This is a genomic window from Streptomyces sp. NPDC052012, assembly GCF_040689265.1.
Lineage (GTDB): Bacteria > Actinomycetota > Actinomycetes > Streptomycetales > Streptomycetaceae > Streptomyces.
The window spans coordinates 173,931-197,802 of record NZ_JBFAXA010000003.1 but is presented as its reverse complement, the minus strand read 5'-3'; the positions used below and the strand labels follow the sequence as shown (position 1 = coordinate 197,802).

The window sequence follows — 23,872 nt, the reverse complement described above, 5'->3', positions numbered from 1 at the left end:
CGGGCGGTGACGGAGACGAGCCGCCGCCTCGCTCCCGCCCCGTTCCCGCCCCCGCCGGCGCAGGAACGGGGCGCGGGTGGCTATGTCTCCCGGGTGAGGTCCTCGACCGGAGAGGACAGCGTGCTCTCGACACGGTCGACGGCGGTGAACGCGCCGTAGGCGACGAGGTGCACCAGACAGTGATCGGTGTGCTCCGGCCGGCGCCAGGCGGCCACGTCCTCGTCGGTGATGCGGTACGGGGCGAGAGCGGACAGCAAGGCCAGGCGGGCGCCGGGCAGTTCGTCCCGTCCCGGCAGACCGCGCCAGGACAGCGAGGGATGCGACCCGTCCCACGCGGCCACCGTGTCCCGGACGAGGGCCTGCTCCTCCTCGTCGAGGAGGCCGGCGCCCGAAGCGGCGGCCCCGCGCAGGGCGGCGTACGCGGGGCCGACCGGTGTCCCGGCCGCCCACCCGGGCCCCGCTCCCGGAGCGGGACCGTCGAGCAGGGCCAGGGCGGTCCCCGGCACGGCGGGGCGGCGCACCGCGCGGGACAGCGACCTGCCCACCAGACTGCGCACCGGGCGCAGCCGCTGAGCCCCCGCCGGCAGCAGGTTCTCGGTCAGCAGCGCCGACGCGATCCGATTGATGAAGTGGAAGGCGAGCACCGTCCCCAGATAGCCGGGAGCCTCCTGGCGCGGGAACGGGTACGGCTCCCCGGCGGCGCCCGGCACCCGGGTGCGCCGCGCCCAGTCCAGCACCCGCGCCTGCGTCTCGTCCTCCGGCTCCCGGCCCCGGGCCAGCCGCTCGGCCAGGGCGTGGTCGCCGGTGGCGTGCAGCAGCACCGTGTGCGCGTCCACGCAGAACGGGCACTTGTTGGCGAGCGACACCCCGAGGGCGGCGACCTCCTTGCCGGTCCGCGCACCGGGCCCGGCGATCAGGGACTCCCGCATCAACGCCCACGCGGGCGCGAGCAGTTCGGGTGCGGAGGAGAGGACAACGAAGGTGGACGGCTCGGCGATGCCGAAGTCACGGGCGATCTGCTCGTAGACCTCCGCGACGCGGCCCGTGGCCGACGCGGGCGGAAGCGGTTCGGTGTGACGGAAGGGTGAAGTCATGCACGTCAGCGTGCGGCGCCGGTCCCTCCCCGGTCGTCGTACGGCCGGATGCAGTCCCGGCTGCGCCGGCCGGACCCGCAGGAGGGGGCGACTACTTCGCGGGGAGTAGTGCCGGATCCGTCCACAGGGCTGACGCCGGTGTCGGTGGCGGCGCCTAGAGTGCGAGCATGAGTGGGCGTCAGATCACGGGCCGGCGGATCGGCGACGCGGCCCTCGCGGTCGTGGTCGGTGCCCTCGTCATGACCACCGCCGCCCTCGACCACGCCACGACCGTGCTCGACCACGTGCTCATCGCCGTCGCCTCGGCGGCCCTGGCCTTCCACCGTTCCGCCCCGCGGGCGGTGCTGGCCGTCGCCACCGCGGCCGGCGCCGGCTACGTCCTGCACGCCCACCCGGGGCCGCTCGCCGCGCTGCCGGTCCTCGGCGCCGTGCACACCGCGGCGCGCGTCGGGCACCGGGGCCTGGCGGGCGCGGCGAGCACGGTGTTCCTGGCCGCGTACGTCGGCACGGGGCCCGGCACGCGGGAGGTCGCGGAGCGCGCCGCGCTGCTGCTGGGCTGGTTCCTGTGCGCGGTGGTCACCGGGCTGGCCGACCGCAACTGGCAGGCGTACCTGCGCCAGACCGAACAACGCGCACTGCAGGCGGAACGCACCCGCGAGGAGGCCGCCCTGCGCCGGGCCGGTGAGGAGCGGCTGCGCATCGCGCGGGAGCTGCACGACTCGCTCACCCACAGCATCTCCATCGTCAAGCTCCAGGCCGGCGTCGCCGTCCACCTCGCGCGCAAACGCGGCGAGGAGGTGCCGCCCGCACTGCTCGCCATCCAGGAGGCGAGCGGCGAGGCGATGCGCGAACTGCGCGCCACCCTGGAGGTGCTGCGCACGGACGACCCCGTCGGCACGCCCCGGCAGCTGGTGGACCGCGCCCGCGCTGCGGGCCTGCCGGCCGAGCTCACCGTGACCGGCGAGCCGCGCCCTGTCCCTGCGGCCGTCGACCGGGCCGCCTACCGCATCGTCCAGGAAGCCCTCACCAACGCCGCCCGGCACGCCGGTCCCGCCACGGTGCGGGTCCGGCTGGACTACGGCGACGAGCAGCTGACGATACGGGTGGACGACGACGGCAGGGCCGACCCGGCCCGTCCCTCGCCGCCGGGCACGGGTCTGACCGGCATGCGGGAGCGCGTCGCCGCGCTCGGCGGCACCCTCACCACGGGCCCCCGCCCGGAGGGCGGCTTCTCGGTGCGGGCACGGCTGCCGGTGCGAGAGGCGGACGGAGGCCGGGCCAGGGACCAGGCGGCGACGGCGGGGGAGCCGGCATGACCGAGACGCCCTCGCGGCCGCAGGTGCTGCGCATCGTGCTCGTCGACGACCAGGGGCTGATGCGGGCGGGGTTCCGCGCCCTCCTGGACGCCGAGGACGGCATCGAGGTGGTCGGAGAGGCCGCCGACGGGGAGCAAGGAGTCGCCCTGGTACGGGAGCAGGTGCCCGATATCGCGCTGATCGACGTGCAGATGCCGGTGATGTCCGGCATCGAGGCCACGCGCCGCATCGCCGCCGACCCGGCGCTCGCCGCCGTACGCGTGGTCATCCTCACCAACTACGGCCTCGACAGTTACGTCTTCGAGGCGCTGCGGGCCGGCGCCAGCGGATTCCTCCTCAAGGACACCGAACCGGCCGACCTCCTCCAGGCCCTCGAGGTGGTCGCCCGCGGCGAGGCGCTGCTGTCGCCCTCGGTCACCCGGACCCTGATCGGCGAGTTCGTGGCACGGCCCCCCGACCGCGCCACACCCCCCGGCCTCGAGTGCCTCACCCGCCGGGAACGCGAGGTCACGGCGCTCGCCGCCCGCGGACTGACCAACGAGGAGATCGCCGCCCACATGGTCATCAGCCCCTTCACCGCCAAGACCCACATCAGCCGCGCGATGACCAAGCTCGGCGCTCGCGACCGGGCCCAACTCGTCGTCTTCGCCTACGAGTCGGGCCTGGTCACCGCCCGCGGACGGTGATCCTTCGGTCGGTGACGTACCGGTTCAGGGCTTGCGGGCGAGGCCGCCGTGCTCGCCGATGGGCTCCAGGGCCGGGGAGGTGGGGTCCGGGCGCCAGAGGGGGACGGAGACCACGCCGGGCTCGACGAGCTCCAGTCCGTCGAAGTACGCCGTGATCTCCTCCACGGTGCGCAGGACGTACGGCGCGGCGCCGCTGTCGTTGTAGGCGTCCTGGGCCTGCTCGAAGACCGGATCGATGCCCCGCGAACCGTCGTTGACGGACAGATAGCTGCCGGAGGGCAGGGCGTCCATCAGGCGGGTGACGACGGAGCGGGCCTGCTCGTAGTCGGGGATGTGGCCCAGGATGTTGCTGAGGATGAGCGCCGTGGGCCGGCTCAGGTCCAGCGTCTTCGCGGCCGCCGCCAGCACCCGCTCCGGATCCCGCACATCGGCGTCGACGTACGCGGTCGCGCCCTCGGGCGTGGAGTAGAGCAGGGCGCGGGCGTGGGCCAGGACCATCGGATCGTTGTCGACGTAGACGATCCGCGTCTCGGGGGCGATGCGCTGCGCGACCTCATGGGTGTTGTCGGCGGTCGGCAGCCCCGTTCCGACGTCCAGGAACTGCCGGATGCCCGCCTCGGCCACCAGGTAGGTGATGGTGCGGCGCAGGAAGGCCCGGCTGCTGCGGGCGATGGTCACGATGCCGGGGAAGACGGCGGTGTAGGCGTCGCCGGCCTGCTCGTCGACGGGGTAGTTGTCCTTCCCGCCGAGCCAGTAGTTCCAGATCCGGGCCGAGTGCGGGACCGAGGTGTCGATGTTCTGCCGGGCGGCGGGGCCGGGCGTCGTCGCGGGATCGCTCATGGGTACGGTCCGTCTCTCGGCAGGGGCAGGTGATCCACCACAACCTACGCCCAACGCGGTTGCCGCGCACTTCAGTTCGGTGCGCCGGCGATAGCCTGCGGGCATGTTCACCACCCGCCCCACCCTGCAGGGCACCTTCGGCATGGTGTCGTCCACGCACTGGCTGGCCTCGCAGTCGGCGATGGCCGTCCTGGAGGACGGCGGCAACGCGTACGACGCGGCCGTGGCCGGCGCCTTGGTGCTGCATGTCGTCGAGCCGCACCTCAACGGGCCGGCCGGCGAGGTGCCGATCCTCCTCGCCCCCGCCGGCGGCGAGGTACGGGTCCTGTGCGGGCAGGGCGTCGCGCCCGCCGGGGCGAGCGCCGCCCACTACCGGGCGCTCGGCCTCGAACTCGTCCCCGGAACCGGCCCCCTCGCCGCCGCCGTCCCCGGTGCCTTCGACGCCTGGATGCTCCTGCTGCGCGACCACGGCACCAAGACCCTCGCCGACGTCCTGAAGTACGCCATCGGCTACGCGGAGCACGGGCACGCGCCCGTGGAGAACGTCGGCGCGACCGTGGAGACCGTGAGGCGGCTGTTCGAGACCGAGTGGACCTCGTCCGCCGAGGTGTACCTGCCCGGTGGCCGGGCCCCGCGCCCCGGCGCCCTGTTCCGCAATCCCGCCCTCGCCGCCACCTGGAAGCGGCTGCTCGGCGAGGTCGCCGGGGCGGGGGACCGGGAGGCGCAGATCGAGGCCGCCCGCGGCGTCTGGCGGACCGGCTTCATCGCCGACGCCCTGGTGCGGCAGGCGGCGCGGCCCACCCTGGACACCAGCGGCCGGCACCACACCGGGACGCTGACCGCCGACGACCTCGCCGGCTGGTCCGCGACCTACGAGAGCCCGGTGACGTACGAACGGGACGGCTGGACCGTGTGCAAGGCCGGCCCCTGGAGCCAGGGCCCGGTGCTCCTCCAGCAACTGGCTCTCCTCCCGCCGGAGCTGCCGCCCCACGGGTCCGCCGACTACCTGCACCTGCTGATCGAGGGCTGCAAGCTCGCCATGGCCGATCGCGAGGCCTGGTACGGGGACGCGGCCGACGTGCCGCTCGACGACCTGCTGTCCGCGGAGTACAACACCGAGCGGCGCACCCGGGTCGGACCGCGCGCCTCCCACGAGCTGCGGCCCGGCAGCCCCGGCGGCCGCGTCCCCCGGCTCCCCGCGCACGCGCGTGTGGTGGCCACCGACACGCCCGGCCTCAGCCGCCTGGGTGTCGGGGAGCCGACGGTCGCCAAGGGCCCGGCGTCGCCCGTCCCCGGGGAACCGGAGGTCACCGGGGACGGAGGCACCCGCGGCGACACCTGCCACCTGGACGTCGTCGACCGCTGGGGCAACATGATCGCCGCCACGCCCAGCGGCGGCTGGCTCCAGTCCAACCCCGTCGTCCCGGAACTCGGCTTCCCGCTCGGCACCCGGCTGCAGATGACCTGGCTGGAGGAGGGCCTGCCGAACACACTCACACCGGGCCGCCGCCCCCGCACCACCCTCACGCCGTCCATCGCGCTGCGCGACGGGGAGCCGGTCATGGCGTTCGGGACGCCCGGGGGTGACCAGCAGGACCAGTGGCAGCTGCACTTCTTCCTCGCGGTCGCGCTGCGCGGGCAGGTACGCGGCGGCCCGGACCTCCAGGGCGCCATCGACGCCCCGAACTGGCACAACGACAGCTTCCCCGGCTCCTTCTACCCCCGCGGCATGCGCCCGGGCAGCGTCACCGTCGAGTCCCGCACGGACGAGTCCGTCGTCCGGGAACTGCGGCGCCGCGGTCACGACGTCACGATCGGCGGACCCTGGTCCGAGGGCCGCCTGTGCGCGGTCGCCCGCGACCCGGCCACCGGCGTCCTCTCCGCCGCGGCGAACCCACGCGGCATGCAGGGGTACGCGGTCGGCCGCTGAGACGCCGGGAGCGCGGAGGGTGCCCGGGGAGTGCCGGGCACGCATCCCACGGCCCGTCACCTCGGCGAACCTCATGTTCATGCCGATTCCGCACGCCGTGCACCGGGCGGGTGGGGTTTGTCAGAGCCGCGTGCTCTCATGGAGGCATGATCGACGACAACGAGACCATCGACGAGTTTCTCGGGCGGCACGCCGGTGACGTGGAGGACGCCGTGCGCGAGGCCGCGGCACGGGAGATCATGCCGCGCTGGCGGCGGCTCGCCGAGCACGAGGTGGACCTCAAGAGCGGGCCGCACGACCTGGTGACCGACGCCGACCGCAAGGCGGAGCTGTATCTGACCAAGGTGCTCGCCGCCCTGCTGCCCGGCTCGGTCGTGGTCGGCGAGGAGGCGGTGCACGCCAACCCCGCCTCCTACGAGGCGATACGCGGTGACGCGCCCGTGTGGATCGTCGACCCCGTCGACGGCACGCGGCAGTTCGTGCACGGCGAGTCCGGCTTCTGCACGCTCGTGGCCCTCGCACTGGGCGGCGTCGTGTACGCGTCGTGGACCTATGCCCCCGCCCGCGACCTGCTCGCCACCGCCGTCCGCGGCCAGGGCGCCTTCCTCGACGGCGAGCGGCTGCACGCGGGCTCTCCGGAATCCGGCCGCGACCTGCGCGTGGCGACCTCCCACCCGGACTACACCACGGCCGAGCAGAAGCGCGCCCTGCTCGGCCTGTGGACCGAGGGCGTGGCCCCTCGCTCCTGCGGCTCGGCGGGACTGGAGTACCTGGCGATAGCCCGCGGCGAGTCCGACGCCACGGCGTTCTCCTGGGAGGCTGCCTGGGATCACGCCGCGGGGCTGCTGCTCGTGGAGGAGGCGGGCGGAGTGCATCTGACCCGCGCGGGCGAGCCGTTCCGCATCACCGGCGGGAACACCCTGCCGTTCACCGCCGCCCGCGACGCCGCCACCGCCCGCCGAGTGGCGGGACTGCTGCCCGACGGAGCCTGATCTCACCGGCGCCGACGGCCGGTTGCCGGATCCACCCGCGACGGGGGAGGCGTCGGTGGCCCGGCATATCCTGATCCCTCAGTGGCCGCCGGCTGACAAAGGAGTCCGAAGGTGCCGTCGATGCTCGATGCGGTCGTCGTGGGTGCGGGGCCGAACGGACTGACCGCCGCCGTGGAGCTGGCCCGGCGCGGCTTCTCGGTGGCGCTGTTCGAGGCCAGGGACACCGTGGGCGGCGGCGCCCGCACCGAGGAGCTCACCCTGCCCGGCTTCCGCCACGACCCCTGCGCCGCGGCGCACCCCCTCGGCATCAACTCGCCCGCCTTCCGCGCTCTCCCGCTGGAGCGGTACGGCCTGCAGTGGCTGCACCCCGAGCTGCCCATGGCGCACCCCTTCCCGGACGGCACCGCCGCCGTGCTGTCCCGGTCGGTGGCCGAGACCGCCGCCTCCTTCGGACCCCGTGACGCCGGCGCCTACCGCCGCCTGGTGCAGCCCTTCCTGCCCGCCTGGGACACCCTCGTCCGCGACTTCATGTCCCTGCCGCTGACCGCGCTGCCCCGCGACCCGGTGACGCTCGCCCGCTTCGGACTCGCCGGCCTGCCTCCCTCGACCTGGCTGATGCGGCGCTTCCGCGACGAGAGGGCCAAGGCGCTCTTCGCGGGCCTCGTCGCCCACGTCATGGCGCCCCTCGGCGGCTTCGCCACCAGTGCCATCGGCCTGGTCTTCGCCCTCGCGGCGCACGCTCGCGGCTGGCCCGTCGCCCGCGGCGGCTCGCAGGCCGTCTCCGACGCGCTCGCCGCGTATCTGAAGGACCTCGGCGGCAGTGTCCACACCGACTACGAGGTCAAGCGCCTGGACGACCTGCCACCGGCCCGCGCCTACGTCTTCGACACCTCGCCCACCGCCCTCGCCCGCATCGCGGGCCTCGGCGACCTGTACGGCCGCTACCGGTACGGCCCCGGCGTCTTCAAGATCGACTACGCGCTGGACGGCCCGGTGCCGTGGACCGCACCTGAGGCCCGCGCCGCGGGTACCGTGCAGATCGGCGCGAGCAGCGAGGAGATCGGCACCGCCCTGCGCGCCGCCTCCCGGGAGGGCCGCGCACCCGACGTGCCGTTCCTGATCACCGTGCAGCCCGGCGTCGCCGACCCCACCCGGGCCCCCGAGGGCAAGCAGGTCTTCTGGGCGTACGGGCACGTCCCGAACGGCTGGACCGGCGACCTCACCGACGCGATCGAACGCCAACTGGAGCGCTTCGCCCCCGGTTTCCGCGACCGCGTGCTGGCCCGGGCCACCGCCGGACCGCCCGAACTGGCCGCGCGCAACGCCAACTACGTGGGCGGCGACATCGCGACCGGCGCGGTGTCCGGCCTCCAGATGCTGCTGCGCCCCAGACTCTCCCTGTTCCCGTACGCCACACCGCACCCGGCCGTCTTCATCTGCTCCTCGGCCACCCCGCCCGGCCCCGGTGTGCACGGCATGTCGGGACACAACGCGGCGAAGGCCGTCTGGCGGCGCCTGCGGCAGACCTGACCGGCGCGCTCCCGCCCCGGGCCGCCGCCCCTCCCTACGATGACCGGCATGACCACGATCACGCTCGTCCAGGGCGACATCACCCGCCAGAGCGCGGACGCCATCGTCAACGCGGCGAACTCCTCGCTGCTCGGCGGCGGAGGAGTCGACGGCGCCATCCACCGCCGTGGCGGACCGGCGATCCTCGAGGAGTGCCGCAGACTGCGTGCCTCCCGGTACGGCAAGGGCCTGCCCACCGGCCAAGCGGTCGCCACCACCGCCGGTGACCTGGACGCCCGCTGGGTCATCCACACCGTCGGCCCGGTCCACAGCACCACGGAGGACCGCTCCGGCCTTCTCGCCTCCTGCTACCGCGAGTCCCTGCGCGTCGCCGACGAACTGGGCGCGAGGTCGGTCGCGTTCCCGGCGATCTCCACCGGCGTCTACCGCTGGCCGATGGACGACGCGGCCCGAATCGCCGTGGAGACGGTCCGCAGCACCGACACGGCGGTGGAGGACGTCAGGTTCGTGCTCTTCGACGAGCACGCCTACGCAGCCTTCGCCGCACAGCTCGGCTGAACCGCGTCCCGACGGAGCTCAGCGGTCGGTGAACGCCTCCAGAATGCGCTCAGCCGCCAGCGTCGCCGTCAACTCGCCGCTCCTGACCCGCTGTTCGAGATCCGGGGCGAGGGACCGTACCGCCGGGTCGGCGTGCAGGCGGCCGAGGAGTTCGTCGTGGACCATCGACCAGGTCCAGTCGACCTGCTGGTCCCGGCGCTTGGCGGCGAGCCGCCCCGTCGAGTCCAGCAGGGTGCGGTGCTGCTCCAGCCGCTCCCACACGGTGTCCAGACCCGAGGACTCCCGCGCGCTGCAGCTCAGCACCGGCGGGGTCCAGGCCGCGTCCTTGCCGTGCATCAGGCGCAGCGCGCCGGCCAGTTCCCGGGCGGCGGCGCGGGCGTCGCGCTCGTGCGGGCCGTCCGCCTTGTTCACGGCGATCACGTCGGCCAGCTCCAGCACGCCCTTCTTGATGCCCTGCAACTGGTCGCCGGTGCGGGCCAGGGTCAGCAGCAGGAAGGAGTCGACCATGTTCGCCACGGCCGTCTCCGACTGGCCCACGCCGACCGTCTCCACCAGCACCACGTCGTAGCCGGCCGCCTCCATCACCACGATCGACTCGCGGGTGGCCTTGGCGACCCCGCCCAGCGTGCCCGCCGACGGGGACGGCCGCACGAACGCCGCCGGGTCGACGGCGAGGCGCTCCATCCGCGTCTTGTCGCCGAGGATCGAGCCGCCGGTGCGGCCCGAGGACGGGTCGACGGCGAGCACCGCCACCCGGTACCCGAGCCCGGTGAGCATGGTGCCGAACGCGTCGATGAACGTCGACTTGCCCACGCCCGGCACCCCGCTGACGCCGATCCGCCGCGCCCGCCCGGCGTGCGGGAGCAGCTCGGTGAGCAACTCCTGCGCCAGCGCCCGGTGCTGAGGGCGGGTGGACTCGACGAGCGTGATCGCGCGGGCGACGATCGCGCGCTTCCCGTCGAGGACACCCTTCACGTAGGCGTCGACGTCGATCACAGGGCGAGCCCCAGATCGTCGGCGAGCCGCTTCACCAGGTCGTACGCCGCGTCCGGAATCACCGTCCCCGGCGGGAACACGGCCGCCGCACCCATCTCGAGCAGCGTCGGCACGTCCTGCGGCGGGATCACCCCGCCGACGACGATCATGATGTCCTCGCGGCCCTCCTCGGCCAGCTGCTCCTTGAGCGCGGGGACGAGGGTGAGGTGCCCGGCCGCCAGCGAGGAGACGCCCACGATGTGCACGTCCGCCTCGACGGCCTGACGGGCGACCTCGGCCGGCGTCTGGAACAGCGGGCCGACGTCCACGTCGAAACCGAGGTCGGCGAACGCGGAGGCGATCACCTTCTGGCCGCGGTCGTGGCCGTCCTGGCCCATCTTGGCGACCAGGATGCGCGGACGGCGGCCCTCCGCCTCCGCGAACGCGTCCACCAGGGCCCGGGTGCGGTCCACGGACGGCGACTCCCCTGCTTCGTTGCGGTACACGCCGGAGATCGTACGGATCTGGCTCGCGTGCCGGCCGTACACCTTCTCCAGGGCGTCGGAGATCTCCCCGACCGTCGCCTTCGCGCGGGCCGCGTTCACCGCCAGCTCCAGCAGATTGCCGTCACCGCCGGCCGCCCGGGTCAGCGCGTCCAGCGCGTCCCGGCACGCCGTCTCGTCCCGCTCCTCGCGCAGCCGCCGCAGCTTGGCGATCTGCTGGGCGCGCACGGAGGAGTTGTCGACCTTGAGGACGTCGATCGCCTCGTCGCTCTCGACGCGGTACTTGTTGACGCCGATCACCGGCTGGCGGCCGGAGTCGATGCGGGCCTGGGTGCGGGCCGCGGCCTCCTCGATGCGCAGCTTCGGGATGCCGGCATCGATCGCCTTGGCCATGCCGCCCGCGGCCTCGACCTCCTCGATGTGCTGCCAGGCCCTGCGCGCGAGGTCGTGCGTCAGCCTCTCGACGTAGGCGCTGCCGCCCCACGGGTCGATGACCCGGGTCGTGCCGGACTCCTGCTGGAGGAGCAGCTGGGTGTTGCGGGCGATGCGCGCGGAGAAGTCGGTGGGCAGGGCGAGCGCCTCGTCGAGGGCGTTGGTGTGCAGCGACTGGGTGTGGCCCTGGGTGGCCGCCATCGCCTCGACGCAGGTGCGCGTGACGTTGTTGAACACGTCCTGGGCGGTGAGCGACCAGCCCGAGGTCTGCGAATGGGTGCGCAGCGACAGCGACTTGGCGTTCTTCGGGTCGAACTGCTTGACCAGCTTCGCCCACAGCAGGCGGGCCGCGCGCAGCTTGGCGATCTCCATGAAGAAGTTCATGCCGATCGCCCAGAAGAACGACAGCCGCGGCGCGAACGCGTCCACGTCCAGGCCGGCGTCCCGTCCCGCCCGGATGTACTCCACGCCGTCCGCGAGGGTGTACGCCAGCTCCAGGTCGGCCGTCGCACCGGCCTCCTGGATGTGGTAGCCGGAGATGGAGATGGAGTTGTAGCGGGGCATCCGCTGCGAGGTGTACGCGAAGATGTCGGAGATGATCCGCATCGACGGCTTCGGCGGATAGATGTAGGTGTTGCGGACCATGAACTCCTTGAGGATGTCGTTCTGAATGGTCCCGGCCAGCTTCTCGGGCGGTACGCCCTGCTCCTCCGCCGCCACGATGTACAGCGCCAGCACCGGCAGCACGGCGCCGTTCATCGTCATCGACACGGTCATCCTGTCGAGCGGGATCCCGTCGAACAGCTGCCGCATGTCGTAGATCGAGTCGATCGCCACGCCCGCCATACCGACGTCACCGGTCACCCGCGGGTGGTCGCTGTCGTAGCCGCGGTGCGTGGGCAGATCGAAGGCGACGGACAGGCCCTTCTGCCCGGCGGCCAGATTGCGCCGGTAGAAGGCGTTGGACTCCTCGGCGGTGGAGAAGCCCGCGTACTGGCGGATCGTCCAGGGCTGGTTGACGTACATCGTCGGGTACGGGCCGCGCAGATACGGCGCCGCACCGGGGTACGTGCCCAGGAAGTCCAGGCCCTCCAGGTCCTGCCCGGTGTACAGGGGCTTGACCGGGATGCCCTCCGGGGTCTCCCAGAGCAGATCGTCCCCGCCGGCCGCCTTCTTCACGGCCGAACGCCACTCGTCGGCGCCGCCGTCCGGGGCCGGCGTCCCCAGTTCGATCCCGGAGAAGTCGGGGATTCCCATCAGGACACTCCCATGCGGTCGAGGGCGGCGGACAGGACGGCGACCGCGTCACAGCCCGCGAAGACATAGGCGTCGACCCCGGCGTACGAGCCGGGGCGGCCCGCGAGGGATACGTGCGAGGCGCCCTGGGACTTCAGCTCGGCGGCCACCGTCTCCGCCTGCTCCTCGTACAGCGCGTCGCTGGAGCACAGGCACGCCTCCGTGGCGCCGCTGTCCGCGAAGGAACCCTCGGTGACCGGTTCGATGCCGCCCGCCTGGAACAGGTTGGAGGCGAAGGTGAGGCGCGCGGTGTGCGCGGCGGCCGGGCCGAGCGCGGCCAGGTAGATCCGCGGCCGGGATCCGGTGGCGGCGAGATGGGCGTCGGAGCGGGCGCGCAGCGCCTCGTACGCCTCGTCGCGGCGGACCACCGGCAGGCCGCCGGACGGCGGCTCGGGCGCGGGCTCGCGCACCAGCGGCTTCTCGGCGAGGTGCGGGAACTCGCTGACGCCGGTGATCGGTTCGCGGCGCTTCGCGAGCTTCGCGGAGCGCACCGACCAGGTCGCGGCGAGCCGTTCCCCGATCGTGCCGGACCGCAGCGCGGCGGCCTGCCCGCCCGCCTGCTCGATCTCCTGGAAGAACTCCCAGCCGGCGTGGGCGAGTTCGTCGGTGAGCCGCTCCACGTACCAGGAGCCGCCCGCCGGGTCGACGACCCGGGTGAGGTGCGACTCCTCCACGAGGATCGTCGCGGTGTTGCGGGCGATCCGCCGGGCGAACGCGTCCGGCAGACCGAGGGCGTGGTCGAAGGGCAGCACGGTGACGGAGCCGGCGCCGCCCACCCCGGCCGCCAGCGTGGCGATCGTGGTGCGCAGCATGTTCACCCACGGGTCGCGGCGCGTCATCATCACCGGCGAGGTCACCGCGTGCTGCACCTGAGCCCCGGCGGCGGGCGCCCCCGACACCTCCGCGACCCGCGCCCACAGCCGGCGCGCGGCGCGCAGCTTGGCGACGGTCAGGAACTGGTCGGCGGTCGCCGCGTACCGGAACTCCAGCTGCCCACAGGCCTGTGCGACGGAGAGCCCGGCCTCGGTCAGCTCGCGCAGATACGCCACACCGGTCGCCAGCGAGCAGCCCAGCTCCTGCGCGGCCGAACCGCCGGCCTCGTGGTACGGCAGCGCGTCCACGGTGAGCGCGCGCAGCCCCGGGTAGTCCTCGGCGCACAGCCGCGCGAGCTCGGCCACCGGCGCGGTGTCGTACGCCTGCCCCGTGCGGGCCTCGTGGCCCAGCGGGTCCGCGCCCAGATTGCCGCGCGCCGCGTCCTTGGCGACGCCCCGCTCCGCGTACAGCCGCAGCAGCTCCCGCGCGGCAGCCTCGGTGTCCCGGCCCGCGTCGAGGACGACCGGCGCCAGATCGAGGTAGACACCCTCCAGGACCCCGGCGAGCGACGGCACCGGGATGCCGGCCTCGCCGACGGTCAGCCACAGCGAGGTGACGCCGTTCTCCAGGTCCGCCAGTACCGCCGCGGCGTCGGCCGCCGTATGGCGCTGCCGTACGTCCCAGCCGGCCACGGTGTTCCCCTCGGCGCGGCTGCCGCGCACGAAGGGGGCGAACCCGGGCAGGCCCGGCTCGGGAGCGGTGTCGCGCGCGGTGTACAGGGGCCGGGTCCGCAACCCGTCCTCCAGCGCGGTGGTCAGGGCTTCCTCGGCCGCGTCCCCCTCGACGTCCTTGCCCGCCTTGCGCAGGACACCCGCCACGAGGCGCTGCCACTGCTCATGGGTCACGTCGGGGAATTCGGCGGCCAGTTCGAGCCCGTCGTCAGGCAGGACCGTCATGCTCGGATGTTAGGTCAGCGGCCCAAAGGAGCTGCAGGGGAAACGGCTGTGACCTTGACCTCTTAGTGCTTGTGACCTGACTCTCCGGCGCTCGCCATCAGTAACGCACAGATTCCGACGAGATGATTGCTTCGAATGTGTTCGAGTTCTAGGGTGTGCCTGGCTCCGTAGTTGCTCCGTCACCACCAGTTGCGAACCGCCCCCACAGCAACGCCCCGCCCACAGCAACGCCCCCGCCCTCAGTCCGTGCAGCGCCCTGTCGAACCGAGGAAGGCCACCCCCCCATGCCGTACTCGCCCGTCACGCCCGTAAGCCGCCGCCGTCTGCTGGAGTCCGGGGCCGCCGTCCTCGGCGCGCTCGCCCTGTCGGCCCAGGTCTCCCCGGCCGCGGCCGCTCCCCGCCGGCCGGGCGCCGGCCCCGCGCCCGAGTGGAACGGCCGGATCTCCGTCTTCCGCCTCGGTACCGAGGCCCCGCACACCACGCTCATGCCGTACGCGGACGTGCAGCAGGCCCTCGCCGCCGACCGCACGCGCTCGCCGTACCGGGTGAGCCTCGACGGCACGTGGAAGTTCGCCTACGCCGACCGCCCCGACGACCGCGACACCGACTTCCACCGCACCGACGTCGACGACTCCGGGTGGGACACCATCCCCGTCCCGTCCGTCTGGCAGCTGCACGGCTACGACTTCCCGATCTACGTCAACATCACCTATCCCTGGTGGGGCCCCAACGGACTGGGCGAGGAGGCACAGCCCCCGGCGGCCCCCACCCGCTACAACCCGGTGGGCCAGTACCGCCGCACCTTCACCGTCCCGCGCACCTGGTCGGGACGGCGGACCTTCCTGCACTTCGAGGGCGTCAAGTCCGCCCACTACGTGTGGATCAACGGCGAGCTGGTGGGTTACAGCGAGGACTCCTACACGCCCGCCGAGTACGACGTCACCGAGCATCTGAGGCCCGGCACCAACCAGATCGCCGTGGAGGTCTACCGCTACTCCGACGGCGACTGGATGGAGGACCAGGACATGATCCGGCTGAGCGGCATCTTCCGCTCGGTCTACCTCTACTCCACCCCGTCCGTGCACCTGCGCGACTTCAAGCTGGACACCCCGCTGAGCGGTGACTACACCTCCGCCGAGCTGAAGGTCACGGCGAGCGTGCGCGACTACGGCGAGGAAGGCGGCGGGACGTACACCGTCGACACCCTGCTGTACGACGCCGGCGGGCACCCCGTCTGGCCCCGGCCGCTGCGGCAGTCCGCCGACGTCCCGGCGGGCGGGGAGGCCACCGTCACCGCGGCCAGGGCCGTCCCCGCGCCGAAGCTGTGGTCGGCCGAGCACCCGAACCTCTACACCGCCGTCCTGCAGCTGCGCGACCCCGCGGGCAAGGTGATCGAGACCCTCTCGCACCGGACCGGCTTCCGCGAGTTCGCGCTGAAGGACGGCCTCATGCGCATCAACGGCCGGCCCGTCTCCTTCCGCGGCACCAACCGCCACGAGATGCACCCGGACCGCGGCATGTCCCTCACCCGCGCCGACATGGTGAAGGACATCGAGGTCATCAAGCGGATGAACATCAACTCCGTCCGCACCTCGCACTACCCCAACAACCCGCTGTGGTACGAACTCGCCGACGAGTACGGCCTGTACCTCGTCGACGAGACCAACCTGGAGACCCACGGCATCCGCGGCGAGTACCCGGGCAGCCACCCCGAGTGGACCGAGGCCTGTGTGGCCCGCGCGCAGAACATGGTGCACCGCGACAAGAACCACGCCTCGGTCGTCATCTGGTCCCTGGGCAACGAGGCGGGCGGCGGCAGAACCTTCAACGCCATGTACGACTGGATCCGCTCCTACGACCCCACCCGCGTGATCCAGTACGAGGGCGACGACCGCCCCGGCATCAGCGACATCCGCTCCGAGATGTACGAGAGCCCCGCCCGCGTCGAGGCCCGCGCGAAGGACAGCGCCGACCGGCGGCCGTACGTGATGATCGAGTACTCCCACGCGATGGGGAACTCCAACGGCAACTTCAAGAAGTACTGGGACGTCGTCCGCCGCCACGACGTGCTCCAGGGCGGCTGGATCTGGGACTTCGCCGACCAGTCCCTGAACTGGCCGGCACCGGCCCGCACACTGTTCACCGAGGAGGGGCCGGGGAAGCTGCGCGGGGAGATCCTCGCGGCCGGCGGCACGTTCAGCCGCGACAAGGGCCTGTCCGGCGGCACCGTCTTCGCCCGCGACGACGCCCTCGACCTCACCGGCTCCCTGACGCTCGAGGCCTGGGTCACCCCCCGCGTCACCGGCTACCACCAGCCCATCCTCGCCAAGGGCGACACCCAGTACGCGCTCAAGCAGACCGACCGGAGGCTGGAGTTCTTCATCCACGGCGACGGCCAGTGGGTCACCGCGAGCTGGGCGCTGCCGGACGACTGGACCGGCACCGAGCACCACATCGCGGGCGTCTTCGACGCGGACGCCGGCACGCTCACCCTCTACGTCGACGGCGCGGTCAGGGCCACCCGGACCACTACCCGGCGCCCCGGCAGCACCACCGCGCCCCTCGCCCTCGCCACCGACGCCGACCACCAGACCCGGGAGTTCAGCGGCACCGTCCGGCGGGCCCGCGTCCACGCCCGCGCCCTGAGCGCCGCGGAACTGGCCTCCGGCAGCCGTGGCCCGGGCGACGACGGCGTGCGGTTCTGGTTCGACGCCGCCACCGTCGGCTTCACCGAGAAACAGCCGCGCGCGAAGACCTTCCGGGCCTACGGCGGCGACTGGGGCGACTTCCCCAACGACGGCAACTTCGTCGCGGACGGCATCGTCACCGCCGACCGCGGCCACACCGGCAAGGCGGCCGAGGTCAAGCAGGTCTACCAGGCGATCAGCGCCGCCCCCGCCGAGGGCGGCCCCGGCGCGGTCACCCTCACCAACGAGTACCTGTTCACCAACCTCCGCGAGTTCGACGGCCGTTGGACCCTGACCGCCGACGGCCGGACCGTGCGGCGCGGGAAACTGACCCGCGACCAGCTCGACGTCGCGCCCCTGACCGGCAAGGACATCACGGTGCCGGTGCGTCTCCCGGCGAAGCCGGCGCCCGGCACCGAGTACTTCCTGAACCTGTCCTTCACCACCAGGGAAGCCACCCCGTGGGCCGACGCCGGTTTCGAGGTGGCCAAGCAGCAGCTGCCCCTCGAGGCGGACAGCCCGGCCGTGACCCCCCTGCCCCTGGCGAACGTCCCGGCGCTGCGCCACGAGGACGGCGACAAGGCCGTCACCGTCACGGGCCGGGGCTTCTCCGTCACCGTCGACAAGGGCACCGGGATCATCACGTCGTACGAGGCCGCCGGCACCCGGCTGATCACCTCCGGTCCCGTGCCGAACTTCTGGCGGGCACCGACCGACAACGACCACGGCAACGGCCAGCACACCCGCAACCAGACCTGGCGCGACGCCGGCGCCCGCCGCAAGGTCACGGACGTGCGGGTCAGGCCCCTGCGGGACCGGGCCGTCGAGATCGAGGTCACCGGAACCCTGCCGACCACCGTCGAGTCCGCGTACACCACCACCTACACGGTGTTCGGCAACGGCGAGATCAAGGTCGACAACACCCTGCACCCGGGCGCGTCGACCCTGCCGTACATCCCGGAGGTCGGCACCCTGCTGTTCCTGCCGCGCCGCCTGGACCGCCTGCACTACTACGGCCGCGGCCCCGAGGAGAACCACTGGGACCGCAACAACGGCACCGACGTGGGCCTGTACTCCGCAACCGTGTCCGGCCAGTGGACGCCCTACATCCGCCCGCAGGAGAACGGCAACAAGACCGACGTCCGCTGGGCCGCCCTCACCGACGGCGACGGCACCGGACTGCTCGTCTCCGGCGAGCCCCTGCTGGAGATCAACGCCTCGCACTTCACCCCGGAGGACCTGTCGTCCGGAGTGCGCCACGACTACCAGCTCACCCCGCGCGAGGAGGTCGTCCTGCGGGTGAACCACCGGCAGATGGGCGTCGGCGGCGACGACAGCTGGGGCGCCCACACCCACGACGAGTTCAAGCTGTTCGCCGACCGGGACTACGCGTACACCTACCGGCTGCGCCCGCTGCCCGACGTGCGCGAGGCGACCGCGCTCTCCCGGCGGCCGACGGCGGGGGAGTGACGGCGGAGGCTGTGCGCGCGACGCCGCCGGGCCTCACCCGGTGGCGTCGCTGATGCCCAGGCGCAGGTGCTCCACGTGGTACACGGCCTGGTCGAGCAGCTCGGCGACATGGTGGTCGTGCAGGGCGTAGACGACCGAGCGGCCCCGCCGCTCGCCCACGACCAGGCCCAGATTGCGCAGGAGCCGCAGCTGGTGCGAGCAGGCCGACTGCTCCATGCCCACCTCCGCCGCCAACTCCGTGGCGGGCAGCGGGCCTTCGCGCAGCCGGGCGAGGATCAGCAGCCGGGAGGGTGTGGACAGGGCCTGGAGCGTGGTGGCGACCTTGGCGACATTGTCCGCGTCCAGGCGCACCCGCCCGGCGTCGTCCTGTGCGGCGGGGATGACGGCTCCATGACCCATGCGGGACATCCTACTCATCGCATATGAACGCATGAATGAGTCTTCATCTGTTCCTGTATGGTGTCCGGGTGTCCACGACGATCGCTCCCGAAGTCCTGTCCTCCACCGGCGCCCCGCCGGTCCGTCGCCGCACCCGCGTCCTCGCCCTGCCGGAGGCACGCTGGGCGCTCGCCTCGCTGGTGGCCTTCCTGGCCGGACTGGCGCTGGACGTGGGTGGCGCGCCCGGCTGGGTCTGCGCCGGTGTGTACGCCGTCGCCTACGTGTGCGGCGGCTGGGAACCGGCCCTCGAAGGGCTGCGCGCCCTGCGCGAGAAGACCCTCGACGTCGACCTGCTGATGATCGTCGCCGCGCTCGGCGCCGCCGCGATCGGCCAGGTCCTCGACGGGGCCCTCCTCATCGTCATCTTCGCCACCTCCGGCGCCCTGGAGGCCCTCGCCACCGCCCGCACCGCCGACTCCGTACGCGGCCTGCTCGACCTGGCGCCCACGACGGCCACGCGTCTGACCGACACCGGCGAGGAGACCGTACCGACCGCCGAACTGGCCGTCGGCGACACGCTGCTGGTCCGCCCCGGCGAGCGCATCGGCGCCGACGGCACCGTCCTGGACGGGGTCAGCGAGGCCGACCAGGCCACCATCACCGGCGAGTCGCTGCCGGTCGTCAAGCGCCCCGGTGACGAGGTGTTCGCCGGCACCCTCAACGGCACCGGAGTCCTGCGGGTCCGCGTCGAGCGTGACCCGGCCGACTCGGTGATCGCCCGCATCGTGGCCCTGGTCGAGGAGGCGTCCCGCACCAAGGCGCCGACTCAGCTGTTCATCGAGAAGATCGAGCAGCGGTACTCCGTGGGCGTGGTCGTCGCCACCCTCGCCGTGTTCGGCGTGCCGCTCGCGTTCGGCGAGAACCTCACGGACGCCCTGCTGCGCGCCATGACCTTCATGATCGTCGCCTCGCCGTGCGCCGTCGTCCTCGCCACCATGCCGCCGCTGCTGTCCGCGATCGCCAACGCCGGCCGCCACGGCGTGCTGGTGAAGTCGGCCGTCGCGATGGAACGCCTCGGGGAGATCGACACGGCCGCCCTCGACAAGACCGGCACCCTCACCGAGGGCACACCCGAGGTGACGGCCGTCCGCCCGCTGCCCGGCTCCGGCCTCGATCCCGACGCCCTCCTCGCCCTGGCCGCCTCGGCCGAGCACTCCAGCGAACACCCCCTGGCCCGCGCGGTGGTCGCCGCGGCCCGCGCCCGCGAGCTGCGCCTCGCTCCCGCCACCGACTTCACGGCGACCCCGGGCCGCGGCGTCACCGCCACCGTGGACGGCCGAACGGTGACCGTGGGACGCGCGGAGACCCCCGAGGCCGCACCGGACGACGGCGAGACCCTCGTCCACGTCACCCGCGACGGCATCCCCGTCGGCACCCTCGCCCTGCACGACCGGCTGCGCGCGGACGCCCCCGCCGCCACCGCCGCGCTCACCGCCCTCACCGGGTCCGCGCCCGTCCTGCTCACCGGGGACGCCTCGCCCGCCGCCGCGCGGGTGGCCGGTGCCACCGGGCTCACCGACGTCCGCGCGGGCCTGCTGCCCGAGGACAAGGTGACCGCCGTACGCGGCCTCCAGGACGCCGGCCGCAAGGTCCTCTTCGTCGGCGACGGGGTCAACGACGCACCCGCCCTCGCCTCCGCCCACGCCGGTGTCGCCATGGGACGCGCGGGCTCCGATCTGGCACTGGAGACCGCGGACGCGGTCGTCGTACGCGACGAGCTCGCGGCCGTACCCGCCGTCGTACACCTGTCCCGGACCGCCCGCCGGCTGGTGGTGCAGAACCTGGTCATCGCCGGCGTCGCCATCACCGGCCTCGTCCTGTGGGACCTCCTCGGCCACCTCCCCCTCCCGCTCGGCGTCGCCGGCCACGAGGGCTCGACCGTGCTGGTCGGCCTGAACGGGCTGCGGCTGCTGCGCGAGTCGGCATGGCGATCCGGGCAGCCGCAGGACACCTGAGGACCATGTCGGATTCCCGCCAGACCCGGCGCGTCGCGTCCTCGATGCTGGAGTCATGCAGAAGGGCATGTACATCGACACCGAGCGCTGCGTACGCGCCGTTCGCTCCAAGGACGCGCGCTTCGACGGCTGGTTCTTCACCGCGGTCCTGACCACCGGCATCTACTGCCGGCCCAGCTGCCCGGTGGTGCCCCCCAAGCCGGAGAACATGGTCTTCCACCCGAGCGCGGCGGCCTGCCAGCAGGCCGGGTTCCGGGCCTGCAAACGCTGCCGGCCCGACACCAGCCCCGGCTCCCCGGAGTGGAACCGGCGCGCCGACCTGGTGGCCCGCGCCATGCGGCTGATCGCCGACGGTGTCGTGGACCGCGAGGGCGTCCCCGGCCTCGCCGGACGCCTCGGCTACAGCGCACGGCAGGTCGAACGCCAGCTCCTCGCCGAACTGGGCGCGGGCCCGCTCGCCCTCGCCCGCGCCCAGCGCGCCCAGACGGCGCGGCTGCTCATCGAGACGACCGGCCTGCCCATGGCGCAGATCGCCTTCGCCGCAGGCTTCTCCTCCATCCGCACCTTCAACGACACCGTCCGCGAGGTCTTCGCGCTCTCCCCGAGCGAGCTGCGCGCCCGCGCCCCCAGGGCCTGTTGCGCAACAGGCCCTGGGCGGAACCCCGGCGCCACCACCGGGGCGCTGTCGCTCCGCCTGCCGTTCCGTGCCCCCCTCAATCCCGACAACCTCTTCGGCCACCTCGCCGCGACCGCCGTACCCGGCGTGGAGGAGTGGCGGGACGGCGCGTACCGGCGCACGCTCCGGCTGCCCTACGGGCACGGCATCGTCGCGCTCACCCCGCGGCCCGACCACATCGCCTGCCGGCTCACCCTCAGCGACCTGCGCGATCTCCCGGTCGCCATCAGCCGCTGCCGCCGCCTGCTCGACCTCGACGCCGACCCGGTGGCCGTCGACGACCAGCTGCGCACGGACCCGGTGCTCGCGCCGCTGGTCGACAAGGCACCCGGCCGGCGCGTCCCGCGCACGGTCGACGAGGCTGAGTTCGCCGTACGGGCCGTCCTCGGCCAGCAGGTGTCCACGGCCGCCGCCCGCACCCACGCCGCGCGCCTGGTCACCGCCCACGGCGATCCGGTCGACGACCCCGAGGGCGGCCTCACCCACCTCTTCCCCTCCACCGAGCGGCTCGCGGCCCTCGACCCCGACAGCCTGGCCATGCCCCGCACCCGGCGCACCACGCTGACCACGCTCGTGCGTCATCTGGCGGACGGCACCCTCCACCTGGGTGTGGAGAGCGACTGGCCGGAGTCCCGCGCCCGACTCCTCGCACTGCCCGGCTTCGGACCCTGGACCGCCGACGTCATCGCCCTGCGCGCCCTCGGCGACCCCGACGCCTTCCTGCCCACCGACCTCGGCATCCGCCGCGCCGCCCGGGACCTGGGCCTGCCCTCGACGCCCGCGGCCCTCACCGCACGCGCCGCGGCCTGGCGCCCCTGGCGGGCGTACGCGGTGCAGTACCTGTGGGCGACCGACAGCCACCCGATCAACTCCCTCCCGGCATAGACCGGTACGCAGACGTCACGAAGGAACTGCCATGAAGCAGCACACGGTGATCGACAGCCCGTACGGCCCCTTGACCCTCGTCGCCGACGACGGCGTCCTGTGCGGGCTGTACATGACCGACCAGCGCCACCGCCCACCGGAGGAGACCTTCGGCGACCGCGACGACACCCCCTTCGCCGAGGCGGAGGAGCAACTGGCGGCCTACTTCGCGGGCGACCTGACGGACTTCACCCTCGAACTGCGCCCGCACGGCACCCCGTTCCAGCGCCGCGTCTGGGCCGAGCTGGCCCGCATCCCCTACGGCGAGACCCGCACCTATGGTCAGCTCGCCGACGCCCTCGGCAACCCCAGGGCCTCCCGCGCGGTCGGACTCGCCAACGGCCGCAACCCGATCGGCATCGTCATCCCCTGCCACCGCGTCATCGGCGCCGACGGCAACCTCACCGGCTACGGCGGCGGCCTGCACCGCAAGCGGCAGCTGCTGGACCTCGAACGGGGCCGCCGGGCCGCGCGGGCGGGCTCACCCCTGGGCGGCGAGGCCCCGCAGCAGCTCTGGTAGGGCCGTACCGATCGGCTCACGGACGACCTCGTCGGCCAGGTCGTCGTACGGCGTCGGCTCGGCGTTGACGATGACGAGGCGCGCGCCGTGATCGGCGGCCACCCCCGCGAGACCGGCGGCGGGCTGGACCTGGAGGCTGGTGCCCACGGCGATGAAGACGGTGCAGGCCTTGCTGATCGCGAGGGCGTCACCCAGCACGACCGGGTCCAGAGGCTCACCGAACATCACCGTCGCGGACTTGAGGATGCCGCCGCACCCCCGGCACGGCGGGTCCTCCTCACCCGCCTCGACGCGGGCCAGGGCCTCTTCCATGGAACTGCGGGCGTGGCAGGACGTGCACACCACGCCGCGTGCCGTGCCGTGCAGTTCGAGCACCTTGCGGTCGGGCATCCCGGCGAGCTGGTGCAGCCCGTCCACGTTCTGCGTGATCACCCGCACCGGCACCCCGGACCGCTCCAGCTCGGCCACCGCCCGGTGTGCGGCGTTGGGCTCGGCCGACAGCGCCCGGCTCGCCCGCCGCATCTGCCACGAGCGGCGCCGGATCTCCGGATCGCTCATGTAGTACTCGTACGTCACGAGCTTCTCCGCCTCCGGATCGCGCCGCCACAGCCCGTTCGGGCCGCGGTAGTCGGGGATACCGGAGTCCGTGCTGACGCCGGCACCGCTGAGAAGGGCGACGAGAGGCTTGCTCATGCAGCCGAGACTAGGGCGCCGGGTGACGGTGCGGCGAGCGATATGACCCGGCCCGCGTCAGAGCGCCCGGTGGCCGTCCTCCAGCTCCGCGGTTCCCGTGCCGTCGGCGAGGACGTCGAGGGCGGCGAGGACACGGCGGCCCAGGGCTCCGGGGAGGTGGCCGGCCAGCTCCTCGCGCGGGACGAGCTTCCAGGACAGCAGCTCCTCCTCCTGCAGGCGGATCGCCGCCAGGTCGTCCTCGCCGAGCACCCCGCCGTCGTACAGGTAGGCCACCAGCGGCGGTCGTCCCTCCCCGCGCACCCAGTCCACCGCCAGCAGCCGGCCGAGCTCACGGTCCAGCCCGATCTCCTCGGCCGTCTCCCGACGCGCCCCCTCCCGCGGGCTCTCGCCGTCGTCCGACTCGATCGTCCCGCCGGGCAGCGCCCACCCCTGACGGTAGTTCGGCTCGACGAGCAGCACCCTGCCCCGCGCGTCGCGGAACAGCGCGGCGGCGCCGGCGAGGACACGCGGGAGGGAGGCGACGTAGGCGGCGAAGTCCTGGGCTTCCTGGGTCGTGGTCATGCGGGAAGGGTAATGGCGCGGCCGGGC

The 23,872-nt window shown here is 73.4% G+C and carries 18 protein-coding genes; 10 read left to right on the top strand and 8 right to left on the bottom strand.

What is annotated here, in order from left to right; genetic code table 11:
• Positions 1-80: 80 nt before the first annotated feature.
• A complete protein-coding gene (locus tag AB0412_RS08065; RefSeq protein ID WP_366401664.1) occupies positions 81-1,094 on the bottom strand; it encodes a carboxymuconolactone decarboxylase family protein in 1,014 nt (337 codons plus the stop codon).
• Positions 1,095-1,261: 167 nt separating this feature from the next.
• On the opposite strand from AB0412_RS08065, the gene AB0412_RS08060 reads away from it, so the two are divergent.
• A complete protein-coding gene (locus tag AB0412_RS08060) occupies positions 1,262-2,410 on the top strand; it encodes a sensor histidine kinase (protein ID WP_366401663.1) in 1,149 nt (382 codons plus the stop codon).
• Entirely contained in the window at positions 2,407-3,096 is a 690-nt protein-coding gene (locus tag AB0412_RS08055) for a response regulator transcription factor (RefSeq protein WP_366401662.1), read from the top strand. The genes AB0412_RS08060 and AB0412_RS08055 overlap by 4 nt, the downstream gene beginning before the upstream one ends.
• A gap of 24 nt (positions 3,097-3,120) precedes the next feature.
• On the opposite strand, the gene AB0412_RS08050 is transcribed toward AB0412_RS08055, so the two are convergent.
• A complete protein-coding gene (locus tag AB0412_RS08050) occupies positions 3,121-3,936 on the bottom strand; it encodes an SAM-dependent methyltransferase (RefSeq protein WP_366401661.1) in 816 nt (271 codons plus the stop codon).
• 103 nt (positions 3,937-4,039) lie between these two features.
• On the opposite strand from AB0412_RS08050, the gene AB0412_RS08045 reads away from it, so the two are divergent.
• From AB0412_RS08045 to AB0412_RS08030, 4 genes are all read left to right on the top strand, one after another.
• Positions 4,040-5,866, top strand: coding sequence for a gamma-glutamyltransferase (locus AB0412_RS08045; RefSeq protein WP_366401660.1), 1,827 nt, complete (start codon positions 4,040-4,042; stop codon positions 5,864-5,866).
• 146 nt (positions 5,867-6,012) lie between these two features.
• Entirely contained in the window at positions 6,013-6,858 is an 846-nt protein-coding gene (locus AB0412_RS08040) for an inositol monophosphatase family protein (protein ID WP_366401659.1), read from the top strand.
• 120 nt (positions 6,859-6,978) lie between these two features.
• Positions 6,979-8,388 carry an NAD(P)/FAD-dependent oxidoreductase gene (locus tag AB0412_RS08035; RefSeq protein ID WP_366401658.1) on the top strand — a complete coding sequence of 470 codons (1,410 nt, stop codon included), beginning with the start codon at positions 6,979-6,981 and terminating at the stop codon, positions 8,386-8,388.
• A gap of 48 nt (positions 8,389-8,436) precedes the next feature.
• Positions 8,437-8,946, top strand: a complete 510-nt coding sequence (locus AB0412_RS08030; RefSeq protein WP_366401657.1) for an O-acetyl-ADP-ribose deacetylase — start codon at positions 8,437-8,439, stop codon at positions 8,944-8,946.
• Between the two features lie 18 nt (positions 8,947-8,964).
• On the opposite strand, the gene meaB is transcribed toward AB0412_RS08030, so the two are convergent.
• The 3 genes from meaB to AB0412_RS08015 are packed head-to-tail and all read right to left on the bottom strand — an operon-like array spanning position 8,965 to position 13,921.
• Complete coding sequence (meaB, locus tag AB0412_RS08025) at positions 8,965-9,942, bottom strand: methylmalonyl Co-A mutase-associated GTPase MeaB (RefSeq protein WP_366401656.1); 978 nt, start codon at positions 9,940-9,942, stop codon at positions 8,965-8,967.
• Entirely contained in the window at positions 9,939-12,113 is a 2,175-nt protein-coding gene (gene scpA, locus AB0412_RS08020) for a methylmalonyl-CoA mutase (protein WP_366401655.1), read from the bottom strand. Before scpA ends, meaB begins: the two co-directional genes overlap by 4 nt.
• Complete coding sequence (locus AB0412_RS08015; protein ID WP_366401654.1) at positions 12,113-13,921, bottom strand: methylmalonyl-CoA mutase subunit beta; 1,809 nt, start codon at positions 13,919-13,921, stop codon at positions 12,113-12,115. The genes scpA and AB0412_RS08015 overlap by 1 nt, the downstream gene beginning before the upstream one ends.
• Positions 13,922-14,205: 284 nt before the next feature.
• On the opposite strand from AB0412_RS08015, the gene AB0412_RS08010 reads away from it, so the two are divergent.
• A complete protein-coding gene (locus AB0412_RS08010; RefSeq protein WP_366401653.1) occupies positions 14,206-18,078 on the top strand; it encodes a glycoside hydrolase family 2 TIM barrel-domain containing protein in 3,873 nt (1,290 codons plus the stop codon).
• Positions 18,079-18,111: 33 nt separating this feature from the next.
• On the opposite strand, the gene AB0412_RS08005 is transcribed toward AB0412_RS08010, so the two are convergent.
• On the bottom strand, positions 18,112-18,477 hold the full coding sequence (locus AB0412_RS08005) for a metalloregulator ArsR/SmtB family transcription factor (protein WP_366401652.1): 366 nt from the start codon (positions 18,475-18,477) through the stop codon (positions 18,112-18,114).
• A 35-nt stretch (positions 18,478-18,512) separates the two neighbouring features.
• Here AB0412_RS08005 and AB0412_RS08000 point away from each other — a divergent pair, with 35 nt between their 5' ends.
• From AB0412_RS08000 to AB0412_RS07990, 3 genes are read left to right on the top strand one after another with little or no spacing between them, the layout of a single operon-like run.
• Entirely contained in the window at positions 18,513-20,471 is a 1,959-nt protein-coding gene (locus AB0412_RS08000) for a heavy metal translocating P-type ATPase (RefSeq protein ID WP_366401651.1), read from the top strand.
• A 55-nt stretch (positions 20,472-20,526) separates the two neighbouring features.
• Positions 20,527-22,032 (top strand): AlkA N-terminal domain-containing protein, encoded by a 1,506-nt coding sequence (locus AB0412_RS07995; RefSeq protein WP_366401650.1) that lies wholly within the window; start codon positions 20,527-20,529, stop codon positions 22,030-22,032.
• A gap of 31 nt (positions 22,033-22,063) precedes the next feature.
• Positions 22,064-22,591 (top strand): methylated-DNA--[protein]-cysteine S-methyltransferase, encoded by a 528-nt coding sequence (locus tag AB0412_RS07990; protein WP_366401649.1) that lies wholly within the window; start codon positions 22,064-22,066, stop codon positions 22,589-22,591.
• Here AB0412_RS07990 and AB0412_RS07985 read toward each other — a convergent pair.
• Both AB0412_RS07985 and AB0412_RS07980 read right to left on the bottom strand, forming a co-directional pair.
• Positions 22,553-23,284, bottom strand: coding sequence for a Sir2 family NAD-dependent protein deacetylase (locus AB0412_RS07985; RefSeq protein ID WP_366401648.1), 732 nt, complete (start codon positions 23,282-23,284; stop codon positions 22,553-22,555). The two genes, AB0412_RS07990 and AB0412_RS07985, sit on opposite strands and share 39 nt — an antisense overlap.
• Positions 23,285-23,341: 57 nt before the next feature.
• The gene (locus tag AB0412_RS07980) at positions 23,342-23,845 is read right to left on the bottom strand and encodes an NUDIX hydrolase (RefSeq protein WP_366401647.1); all 504 of its coding nucleotides are present in this window, start codon (positions 23,843-23,845) and stop codon (positions 23,342-23,344) included.
• Positions 23,846-23,872: the final 27 nt, after the last annotated feature.